This window comes from Streptosporangium sp. NPDC051022, assembly GCF_040683035.1.
In the GTDB taxonomy this organism is placed as follows: domain Bacteria; phylum Actinomycetota; class Actinomycetes; order Streptosporangiales; family Streptosporangiaceae; genus Streptosporangium.
The window spans coordinates 412072-422853 of the sequence record NZ_JBFBCF010000004.1 but is presented as its reverse complement, the minus strand read 5'-3'; the positions used below and the strand labels follow the sequence as shown (position 1 = coordinate 422853).

The 10782-nt window shown below is 70.7% G+C and carries 6 protein-coding genes and 1 pseudogene; 3 read left to right on the top strand and 4 right to left on the bottom strand.

Annotated features, from left to right (window positions below; genetic code table 11):
- Positions 1–354, top strand: a pseudogene (locus AB0N02_RS11115) (hypothetical protein); the annotation flags it as partial.
- Between the two features lie 924 nt (positions 355–1278).
- Here AB0N02_RS11115 and AB0N02_RS11110 read toward each other — a convergent pair.
- The 3 genes from AB0N02_RS11110 to AB0N02_RS11100 all read right to left on the bottom strand — a co-directional run bounded on the left by AB0N02_RS11110 (position 1279) and on the right by AB0N02_RS11100 (position 2902).
- The gene (locus AB0N02_RS11110; RefSeq protein ID WP_363944879.1) at positions 1279–1548 is read right to left on the bottom strand and encodes a hypothetical protein; all 270 of its coding nucleotides are present in this window, start codon (positions 1546–1548) and stop codon (positions 1279–1281) included.
- Positions 1549–1716: 168 nt separating this feature from the next.
- Positions 1717–1890, bottom strand: coding sequence for a hypothetical protein (locus tag AB0N02_RS11105; protein WP_363944878.1), 174 nt, complete (start codon positions 1888–1890; stop codon positions 1717–1719).
- A 427-nt stretch (positions 1891–2317) separates the two neighbouring features.
- The gene (locus tag AB0N02_RS11100; RefSeq protein WP_363944876.1) at positions 2318–2902 is read right to left on the bottom strand and encodes a lytic polysaccharide monooxygenase auxiliary activity family 9 protein; all 585 of its coding nucleotides are present in this window, start codon (positions 2900–2902) and stop codon (positions 2318–2320) included.
- Positions 2903–3264: 362 nt separating this feature from the next.
- Here AB0N02_RS11100 and AB0N02_RS11095 point away from each other — a divergent pair, with 362 nt between their 5' ends.
- Complete coding sequence (locus AB0N02_RS11095) at positions 3265–5751, top strand: ATP-binding protein (protein WP_363944875.1); 2487 nt, start codon at positions 3265–3267, stop codon at positions 5749–5751.
- A 26-nt stretch (positions 5752–5777) separates the two neighbouring features.
- Here the strand turns inward: AB0N02_RS11095 and AB0N02_RS11090 are convergent, their stop codons facing one another.
- Positions 5778–9017 (bottom strand): BTAD domain-containing putative transcriptional regulator, encoded by a 3240-nt coding sequence (locus tag AB0N02_RS11090; RefSeq protein ID WP_363944873.1) that lies wholly within the window; start codon positions 9015–9017, stop codon positions 5778–5780.
- A 204-nt stretch (positions 9018–9221) separates the two neighbouring features.
- Between AB0N02_RS11090 and AB0N02_RS11085 the strand changes: the two genes are divergently transcribed.
- A complete protein-coding gene (locus AB0N02_RS11085; protein ID WP_363944871.1) occupies positions 9222–10775 on the top strand; it encodes an amino acid adenylation domain-containing protein in 1554 nt (517 codons plus the stop codon).
- Positions 10776–10782: the final 7 nt, after the last annotated feature.

Sequence of the window (10782 nt, the reverse complement as noted above, 5' to 3'; positions counted from 1 at the left end):
GAATGCCTGGACGAAACCGGCGGCTCCTGGGCCCGCGCCCTGCCGCTGTACGAACAGCGGCGCAAGGAGAACGCCGACGCGATCGCCGAGATGGCACTGGCCAACTTCGTCGAGATGCGCGACAAGGTCGCCTCACCGGTGTTCAAACTGGTCAAGGAGATCGAACACCGGCTGGAGCGGGCACTGCCCGGCCGATACGTATCACGCTATGAGCTGGTGTCCTTCTCCACCGTGCCCTACGCCCAGGTCAAACGCCGGGTCCGCAGACAACAGCAACTCCTCGCCGGAGCCGCGGCCACCGCACTCGCCGGAGTGATCGCGGCCGGCGCCGCCGTGATCAGGCGGACTCCATGATGGAGCCGTGACATTCCGGCTGCCGTCCGGTAAGCCTGCTCCCTCGCTGATGACAAGGTCCGCGACGGCGCCCGGACCCTTGTGAAGGTCAGCCCGAGGTCTGCATCCATCTGGTGCTGAAGGGCCGGCCTGATCTGGTGGGGCCGGGCGGCCGTTGCTGCGAATGGACTTCGAGCATCATGTCTCGATCACGAGGAGTGAGGCGGGGTACGGCCGATAGGAGCCGAGTACCGACGGGCTCTGACGCTTTCGTTCGGCATGGACGCCGAAGGCATGGGTGGCCCTACGGTTCCGCCTGTCCCCGCATACCTTCGATTCTGGCCATGGTGCTCTGGAGGCGTGCCGGGATCGGGTGTCCCAACACGCCGCGGATCGGTTACGCACGGCGGACGACAGGTTCCCCCTTCCCCTTTTGGCCTCCTGGGAGATCCTCGTGGAGGACCGTTCCGTACTGACCCGCCCGGCACCGGGGCCTGATCGCACGCTGCGGTATGGCGAGGACGCCGACCAGGTGATCGCCTCTGGCCCGCCGAGGGACCCACAGTGGTGCTGATCCATGGCGGATTCTGGCGTCCTGAGTTCGACCGGACCCACCTGCGCGCGATGGCGAACGCGCTACACAAAAACGCGCTACACAAAAACGCGCTGCGCGAAGAGGGATGGAGCGTCGCCACGATTGGATACCGACGTAAACCAGGCCGCCCCGGCCTGGTGGTGGACGACGTCCAGACCGTATTCGACACGCTCAACCCATCGGTGATCGTCGGTCATTCGGTCGGCGGTCAATTCATGGAACGGCGCACCGGCGAACGATCTGGCGCTGCATCGGCACGCCGATCGGAGTCCGGCCATGATGTCGACAGCGGCTCGGATCCGTGGATGGGCACGGGAGCGCGTGACCGCCACGGGCCGGAGACGAGGCCCTCAGTTCCTCTCGTCCTGGGTGATCCGACGGAAGTAGCGGGCCGCGGGGTCGAGCAGGACGCCTGTGGACTCCTCCACCACGCGGATGGCTTGATCGCGGGCGTCCGCGTGCATCGCGAGCGAGGCCGGCAGTCCGGGATCGACGTCGGCGAACGACTGGAACGAGTGGATCAGCCGCGTGTACCCGACGTTCGGACGCGCAGAGCGCTCTTCGCCTCCGGGCGGTTCGTCGCGCGGATCCAGACCGGTGTCACCGGTTGTCGAGGGCATCAGCATTGATTCCTTTCGTGTGCGGTTCGGACGCCGCGGCCGAGTGCGAGAGGTCGACGACAGATGAAGCGCCGTCGGTTCGCCTCCGGGACCGTCGGGTCCGAGGCGACATCGGCTATCGCGTTACACATGGCGGTCTCACTCTCTTCAGGGGGTTGCGGGCGGCGGTCAGACGGTGGCCGGGGCGCGGCGGGTGAGAATGCCGCGGGTGGCGGCGGCCGGCACGAGTGCGAGGAGGCCAATGAGGATCAGGGCGCCGCCGAGGCCGCCGACGGCGGCGGTGAGGGCGACGATGGGCAGGGGGCGGATGAAATGGCCGAGGAAGAGGGCGGCGGTGAACACGCCGGTGCCGCGGCCGCGCTGGTCGAACTCGAGCCCGGCCAGTGCCCAGGTCAGCGGGGTGGGCGGCGGCCGGTGCCGCCGGAGGCGATGACGACGCCGCCGTCCTTGTCAACCTTCATCTCGCGACTCCTAGCACACTGCCTTGATCTGTGATGTTTGATCACATCATGGCATGTGCCGCAAAGGCTCCACAAGGGTCCGCCCCCGGCTGTACCAGGTGGTTCGCGGGCAAGCAGGTGCGGTAGATGTCCCACCGGAGGGACGCCGGAGTCCGGCAGTGGCGAGACGAAGCTGTGCCGCATCTCGCGGGGAGTCCGGTCCTTGGCCGTCGGCCCGGCGCCGGACAGGTTCCTCCGGAAGGCCCGCCGTACGTTGTGGGAGTCAAGGCGGCCCGCCAGGGGCGGGCCGCCGGCGTTCGCGAAATCCGCTAGGCGAGGTCGAGGTCGATGACCTGATAGAAGGCGTTGCCGGTGTCGGCTACCTCCCACACCGCCAAAAGCACGTGGTAGCCCCTGCGGTCCTCAGGCAGGGAGACGCGGTGGACGGTCGGGTCGGCCGGCATGAGATCGTGATCCCAGAACGGCTGTTCGTTGTTCTGGTAGGTGGCGATCGGCCGGGAGCCGAACTGTGCCCGCGCCAGGGGCTTGTCCGGGTTCCAGCCGTCGACGGTGAGGAAGTAGTTGAAGCGGCGCGTCTTGTGCGGGACCTCGAAGTTCCAGACGACCTCCAGTACCTCGCCCACACGTGCCGGGTGTTTGTCCCAGTCCGCCCGCGTCTCGTCGAGCTGGGCGGCGAAATCGTGCCCGGCACTGGCGATCCTGCCGTCGGCCGGAGGCGTGACGTTGGGAACGTCGTCGGGCGCGAACGGATCGCTGAGGCCCGGGTTCAGTGCCGGGAAGAACTTCCCGGCCTCCAGTCCCGCGGCCTGCCATTCCGGCAGGTAGATGTTGGCCCGGGACGGCGGGCTGGACACTCCTCCATGCCTGGGCTGCGGGGACGTGTGTGAAGCCATGCTTCCTCCTCGGTGACGCACATGGGTGCCCTTCCTCTCTTCAGTTACCCAGAGTGGTCGATCGAATACATAAATGGAGAGGGTGTGGCCTCGCGGGCCGACGCCCGGAACAACTCGGGTCCCGTCGTCGAGATCGCCTACGTGCCCACCAGCCCCTCCCCGAACCGGGTTGAGGCGCAGTTCGCCGCGTCGCGGTTCGCCCTCAACGGCACCGACCGCGCCGGCCGCCGCGGGCGGCGACCGTATGGGTGGAAATGGCCGTTGACCTGGACTTATTTGACGATTTATAGAGGTTTGCTGTGTATGCTCCCTGTTTTAACCTTGGAAGAGGTGACGTCGGTCGTATGTCTCGGGGGATCAACATGGCCGCATGCACCGAGCGGATCTTCGAGCGGTTCTTCAAGGGGCAGCCGATAGGGGGGAACGTTCGGCCTGCCATCTTGAAGTCGTGGCGCAGGTGCCAGGAGATCGGGCTCGTCCCGGAGCAACTCGACTTCGCCGATCCGGTCGAGGTCGACACGGACTGCGCTCTCGTCCGGGTGGCCCGACCGGTGCTGGAACGGTTCCGGGTCGCGATCGCGGACACGGGCGTGTCTCTGCTCCTCTTCGACGAGCAGGCCAGGATGCTGCAGCGCTACGAGAGTGACCTGCAGCTGAGGAGAGCGCTCGACCGCATGCATCACTTCCCGGGCGTGGAGTACACCGAAGCACTCCTCGGGACCAACGCCGCAGGTACTCCCCTGCGGGAGAAGCGGTTGGTGCAGGTGACGGGATTCGAGCATCTGGCCGAGTGCATGCAGCTGTTCACCGCCACCGGTGTCCCGATCCTCGACCCGCTCACCGGGCACGCGCGCGGTGTGATGACGATCGCGTGCCTGAACGAACGCGCGCATCCGGCGATGAACGTGCTCGTCCGTCAGGTGGCCGAGGCCATCGAACAGCGGCTCCTGGAGCAGAGCACCGCACAGGAGCGCGCCCTGCTCGACGCGTACCTGCGAACCGCGGACCTGCCCGACCTCCTGTCCGCGCAGGAGGCCGACTCGCTGCTCCGTGATCTTCCCCTCAGAGATCGTCTCGTGCTGGAGGAGAGGGCCGCGGAGCTGATCGCGTACGGGCAGCGGGCGGCTGTCGAGGTCTCCCTGTCCCACGGCCGCAACGTCATACTGCGCTCCCTGCCCGGGCCGGAACCCACCGGTATGGTCGGCGTCGTGGCGCAGGTCCGGATCCAGGACGGCCGGTGGGAGCCCCTCGCCGGCGACCCCGTCACGTCGGCTTGCGATCGGCTGGGCCGGTCGGCGGCCCCGCCGGCGACCGTCGTGCACACCTGGAACGCTGTGAGCGGGGATCCTGTCGTCAACGACAGCGCCGCAGGCGGCGGCGATCTCACGAGCATCGGGAACGTTCCATGTCCGCCGATGAACGTGGAAGCCGTCCGCGTTCCGCGAATCGCGCAGCCCCCGACCGGTCACGCACTGGAGACCGGGACGGGCCCGGCGCCCGCGGCCGAGGTCCCCGGGGCCCCTGGGGCCCGCGACGTGGAGACGGGCCCGGACGGCAACAGCACCGATCCGTGGTTGTTCCTCTTCGGTGAACCGGAGGTCGGCAGGCTCGCCACCGCGGCGCGCAAGCGCCTGAGGTTGCTGTGCGAGGCCGCCATGAGCATCGGTCAGACCCTCGACGTGGTGCGGACGGCCGAGGAACTCGTCGAGGTGACCGTCTCACGGTTCGCCGACCTGGTGACCGTCGATCTCAGCGAGGGCATCGTGTGCGGCGAGGAGTCCGCGGCGCTCACCGGTGGCCTGCGCCGGGTCGCCGTCCAGAGCGCCCAGGAGAACGTGAGCCCGGTCGCCGCGGGCGAGCCGGTGCACTACCTCGCCTTCTCCCCGCAGGCGCGCTGCTTGGAGAGAGGGGAGACGGTGCTCTGGCCGGATCCAGGCGGCGCTCGGCCGGTGCAGGTGACCGGAGAACCGATCTCCTTGGTCATCGCGGTGCCGTTGCTGGCCCAGGACAGGGTGCTTGGGGTGGTGACGTTCACGCGGTGGCAGGCGTCCGATCCGTTCGAGGACGACGACGTCTCCCTGGCCGAGGAACTGGTCAGCCGCGCGGCGGTGTGCATCGACAACGCCCGCCGCTACACCCACGAGCGCGCCATCTCGCTGGAACTGGAACGTGCCACCGCATCGCTGCAACGGTCACTCGAACTCCAGCGGCGATTCACTACCGACGCCTCCCACGAGCTGCGTACCCCGCTTGCCGGGCTGCGTGCACAGCTGGAGGAGGCACGGTTGCATCCCGACCAGACCCACCTGGGCGAGCTGATCGGCCATGCGCTGCGCGATGTGAACCGGCTCCAGGCCATCCTCGACGACCTGATGCTGCTGGCCCGGCTCGGTGCCGTCCCGCCCACCGCCTTCGAGCGCATCGACCTGGCCGAACTGGCCGAAGCCGAAGCCTGCAGCCGTATCGGCGACCGCCACGAGGTACGCCTGGATGTGCGCCCCGGTGTGATGGTCGATGTCGTCCCCTCACAGATCTGTCGGATTCTGCGCAACCTGCTCGACAACGCCCAGCGGCACGCCGCGCACATCATCGTGGTGCGGGTACGCCGCATCGTCGGTGGGGCGGAGCTCAGCGTCACCGACGACGGTCCGGGAGTCCCCGAAGCCGAGTGTGACCACATCTTCCAGCGCTTCACCCGCCTGGACACCGCCCGCAGCCGTGACCACGGCGGTACCGGACTGGGACTGGCCATCGCCCGCGACATCGCCCAGGCCCACCACGGTACCCTCCAGGTCCAGAACGCGTCCCCTCACGGAGCGCGCTTTGTCCTTCATCTGCCGCTCATCTGACCGCCGCTCCCGGTCCGCCGGGCCGGTCAGGTGGCCGTCTGGTCGAGCACCGTCGTGAAGATGCTCGCCGCCCGGCGCCGGCACCGCTCGGCCGCCGGCTCGTCGCCGGTGCGCCAGAGCGCCCGTCCCAGCGTCACCAGCGCCCGTGCCTCGCCCAGGGAATATCCGCTGTCGCCGTGGATCGTGGTGGCGCGCTCGGCGTAGGAGATCGCCAGGCTCGTGTCGCCGGCCGCCAGCGACGCGTCGGCGAGGGCCGCCAGCGCGGCGCCCTGCACCAGCACCGCGCCCGCCTTCTCTGCCAGCGCGAGTCCCGCCAGGGCGTCTCGCGTGGCCAGTGAGTGGTCGTCCAGGTAGGTTCGCGCCACGGCCAGCCCGACGAGGGCGTCGGCCTGGCCCACGGTCGCGCCGGTGCCGCGCGCCAGGTCCAGCGCCGCGGTGAGGTGGTCGACGGCGGTGCGCGGATTGCCCTCGCACTCGATCCGTCCGAGACCGAGCAGGGCGTCGATCTCAAGTTTGGGATCGCCGACCGCCCTCGCCCGTCGCAGCGCCTCGTCGGCGTGGCCGAGGGCGTCGGGCCGCCGCCCGGCGTCCAGGCACACCTCGGCCAGTTCCCGGCACAGATGCACCTGGCAGCGCTCGCCGATCGCGCCGCCGAGATCGCGTGCCGCCGTCAGGTGGGTCACGGCCCCCGCCAGGTGCCCGGTCAGCCTCAGCACGTTGCCCAGGCTGGCCAGGGCGGCGGCCTCCGTCACCAGCAGGCCGGAGCCGCGGCACACCGACAGCGCCTCCCGCAGGCACCGCTCGGCCTCCGTGAACCGGCCCATCTGGGTCAGCACCAGGCCGAGATCGACGAGCGGGGTGGCCACGCGCGACGTCTCGGGCGAGCGCCGGTAGCCGTCCACGACCGAGGTCAGCAGCAGTTTGGCCGCCGTGAGCCGGCCCTGCTGGAAGTACACGACGCCGAGCGCGGCCAGCGCGGAGAGCTTTCCCTCCGGCCAGCCGGCCCGGTCGGCGGCCGCGAGCATCCCCCGGAGGTCCTCGACCGCCTCGGTGAGTTCGGCCGCCCGCCAGCGCGTGGACACCAGGCAGTAGCCGACGACCGCCTGCCCGAGATGGTCGCCGTTGGCGCGGGCGGTGTGCTGCGCCTCCCGGAGGACGTCCGTCCAGCCGGGCTGTCCTCCCGTCATGTCGAGATAGCCGTTCATCGCGTCGATGAGCCGCCAGCCGTAGGGCCGCCCGGTGGTGCTCTTCACCGCCGCGACGAGATTGGCGCGTTCGGCGTTCATCCACGCCAGCGCGACGCCGCTGTCGGCGAAGCCGGGCGGGCCGCCGTCGCCGTCCGCGGTGGGCCCGGGCGCGCGCAGCATGTGCGGGTAGGCGACGTCTCCGGCGTTCCGCACGACCCGCAGGTACCAGGCCAGGAGCGCGTTCAGCGCGTGGGCGCGGTCGGGCTCGGCCTCCTCGGCCCGGGCACGGTCGAGGGCGTACTCCCGGATCAGGTCGTGGAAGGTGTAGCGGCCCGGCTCGCTCTCCTCGATGAGGTGGGCGGCGGCGAGCTGGCAGAGCAGGCGATCGGTCTCGCAGGGGGTGGTGCCGGCCAGCGCGGCGGTGGCCTCGGGGGTGAACGTGGGGCCGGGAATGAGGCCGAGCAGCCGGAACAGGCGCCGTGAGGGCGGATCCAGGCGGTGGTACGACATGTCGAACGCGCCTCGCACGGCCGCGTGCGGGTCACCGTTGACGGCCAGCAGGGACAGTCTGGTGTCGGTGAGCCGGCGCACCTGACCGGCGATGTCCCTGCCGGGGCGGCCGACGATGTCGGCGGCCGCGATGCGCAGCGCCAGCGGCAGGTAGCCGCAGGCGCGGGCCAGTTCCAGGGCGGCGTCCGGCTCGGCGGACAGGTGCTCGCCGCCGAGGATCTTGCCGAACAGGGTGACCGCCTCGTCCGAGGCCAGCACGCCGAGCGGAATCGGGACCGCGCCGTCCCGGGCGACGAGGCCGGTCAGATGGTCCCGGCTCGTGATCACGGTGGCGCAACGCCGGCCGCCCGGCAGGAGCGGGCGGACCTGGTCCACGCCGCCGGCGTTGTCCAGCACCACCAGGACCTGCCTGTCGGCGAGCAGGCTGCGGTAGGCCGCACTGGCCTCCTCCACCGTGTCCGGCACCCGTTCCGCCGGTACGCCGAGCGCCCGCAGGAACTGCCCGAGCGCCTCGATCGGACGCAGCGGCTGCTCCGGTGAGTGGCCGTGCAGGTTGACGTAGAGCTGGCCGTCGGGGAACCGGTGACGGATCCGGTGTCCCCAGTGCACGGCCAGGGCCGTCTTCCCGACCCCGCCGGCACCGGTCACCAGCGAGATCGCCACCGTCTCACCGCCGGTCGCGACCGCGTCCAGCGTCCTCAGCTCGCCGGTGCGCCCGGTGAACTGCCCCGGCTCCGGCGGCAGCTGCGCCGGTACGGCCTCCGTCTCCGCCTCCGCCGCCACCGAGGCGGACAGGCCGGGCGACCTGACCGTGCGGACGGTGCCGCGGAGGATCCGTTGGTGCAGCCGGCGTAACTCGGGGCCTGGATCCAGTCCCAGCTCCTCGATGAGGCGGCGGCGGGTGCGTTCGTAACGCTCCAGGGCGTCCGCCCGGCGGCCGGTCCGGCACAGCGCCAGCATGAGCATCCCCACCAGCCCCTCCCGGAAGGGGTGTTCCGACACGAGCGCGATCAGCTCGGGGATCAGCACCCTGTCACGGCCGGCCCGGGTCTCGGCGTTCAGGCATTCCTCGGTGACCGCCAGCCGTTCCTCGCCGAGGGTGTACCGCAGCCGGTCCAGCAGCTCCCCACCGGAGATGCCGGTCAGCGGCTCACCCCGCCACAGCGCCATGGCGTGCCGCAGCCCGGTCGCCTGTGCGTCGTCGGTCTCCATGGTCCGCGCGCGGGCGACCGAAACCCGGAATTCGTGGAGGTCCACCTGCTCGGCCGCGAGCTCGAGCAGGTAACCCTGGGGGCCGTGCGCGATCGCGACCCCGGACCTGGCGAGGGCGGGCCGCAGGCGCGACACGTACCCCTGCACGAGGCCTCGCGCGCCCGCCGGTGCCCGCTCTCCCCACAGTCCCTCGATCAACCGCTCCACCGACACGGTCCGGCCCGCTTCCAGCGCCAACAGCGCCAGCACCGCCCGCTGCCGCGGCGGTCCGAGCGGGATCTCCTGGCGTCCGCGCCATGCCTGGACCGCTCCAAGTAATCCGATTCTCAGGACGTGCTCCAGGCATCCGTCTGACATTTTCGCTCTCCGTCTGTCACGTCGTTGTCACAGGTCGCGATGCGAGAGACACGAGATGTAGTACAGCCGAAATCCAGGAGAAATCGAGCCCACATCCAGCACCCCTCGACAGCATGAACGCGATCTCCCCGAATTCGTTACAAATCACCATTTGGCATGCCAGCTCAGAAAGGGGCAACCGTGTCCTGTCCACACCACGACGTGATGAGGGAGTTCGCCGGCGCGGCCGACCGGCACCCGGACCGTACGGCGATAGCGCACAACGGCCGGTCCCTCACCTACGCCGAACTCGACGCGTGGGTGCGCGCGACGGCCCGGCGGCTGGGTCCGAAACCCGGGGTGGTGGGGGTGGTCACCTCACGGTCGGCGGCGACCGTGGCCGGCCTGCTCGGCACGCTGGCGGCCGACGGTACGTACTGTGCCATCGACCCGGCCCATCCGGAGCCGAGGCGGCAGGCGCTGATGTCGGCGAGCGGCTGCCGCGTACTGATCACCGCCGAGCCGGGCGCGGCCGTACCGCCCGGGGTACGCGTGATGGGCCTTCCCGACCCCGCCGAGGCCGCGCGGCCGGCCGGAACAGGCACGACGGGCGGAACAGGCGCGACGGCCGGGGCGGACGGGGCGGACGGGGCGGGCGCGGTGCCCGTCACCCCGGACGATCCGGCCTACATCCTGTTCACCTCCGGCTCCACCGGTGAACCGAAACCCGTGGTGACCCCGCGGGGGGCCATCTCCACCGTGGTCGGCGCGCTGCGGACCCTGTTCGGCCTCACCCCCGCGGACCGCGTGCTGCAGTTCGCGTCGCTGAACTGGGACACCTGCTTCGAGGAGATCCTGCCCACGCTCACCACGGGGGCGACGCTGGTCTTTCACGACCACGCCTACTCGGGCTCCTTCCGGCGGATGCTGCGGATGATCGACGCCGAGGGGATAACCGTGCTGGACCTTCCCTCGGCGTTCTGGCACGAGCTGGTGCGCCACCTGGTGGAGGAGCGGGCCACGCTGCCCCCGTCCGTGCGGACGGTCATCGTGGGCGGGGAGGCGGTGAACCCCGCGCGGCTGGCGGACTGGTGCGAGCTCGGCACCGACGCGATCCGCCTGGTCAACACCTACGGCTGCACCGAGACCACGCTCATCACCCACGCGGTCGACCTGCACGGCCCGCTCGCGGCCGGCCGGACGGCGCCCTGGAAGGCGGGGGAGCGGGTCCCGATCGGGCACCCCCTGCCCCATGTCCGGCAGCACCTCGGCGCCGAGGGCGAGCTGCTCGTCGGCGGCCCGTCGCTGGCCCTGGGGTATCGGGGCCGGCCGGAGGCGACCGCGGAGCGGTTCGTCGAGATCGACCTCGGGGCCGGTCCCGAACGCTACTTCCGCACCGGCGACCGGGTCTGCCAGGCCGCCGACGGCGCGCTCGTCCACGAGGGCCGGCTCGACCACGAGCTCAAAGTGCGCGGCGTCCGGGTGGATCCGGCCGAGGTCGAGGCCCAGATCGCCGGTCATCCGCGCGTGGGCGCCGTGGCGGTGGCGGGCGTCACCGTCGCCGACCACACGACGCTCGCGGCCTACGTCGTGCCCCGCTCGCCCGCCGACGCCGACGCCGAGGCGCTGGCCGGGGACGTCCTGAACTATCTGCGCGACCGCGTGCCGGGTCATCTCGTGCCCAGCCGAATCACCGTTGTGCCCGAGCTCGCCTATACGGCCAGCGGAAAAGTCGACCGGGCGGGTTCGCATCGGAGATACGTATCCGCCACCGTTTGAAGGAGAA

Excerpts from the sequence above, each read along its gene's own strand:
- AB0N02_RS11090 (WP_363944873.1), bottom strand. The coding sequence starts at position 9,017 with ATGTCAGACGGATGCCTGGAGCACGTCCTGAGAATCGGATTACTTGGA.
- AB0N02_RS11110 (WP_363944879.1), bottom strand. The coding sequence starts at position 1,548 with ATGCCCTCGACAACCGGTGACACCGGTCTGGATCCGCGCGACGAACCG.
- AB0N02_RS11085 (WP_363944871.1), top strand. The coding sequence starts at position 9,222 with ATGAGGGAGTTCGCCGGCGCGGCCGACCGGCACCCGGACCGTACGGCG.
- AB0N02_RS11100 (WP_363944876.1), bottom strand. The coding sequence starts at position 2,902 with ATGGCTTCACACACGTCCCCGCAGCCCAGGCATGGAGGAGTGTCCAGC.
- AB0N02_RS11095 (WP_363944875.1), top strand. The coding sequence starts at position 3,265 with ATGGCCGCATGCACCGAGCGGATCTTCGAGCGGTTCTTCAAGGGGCAG.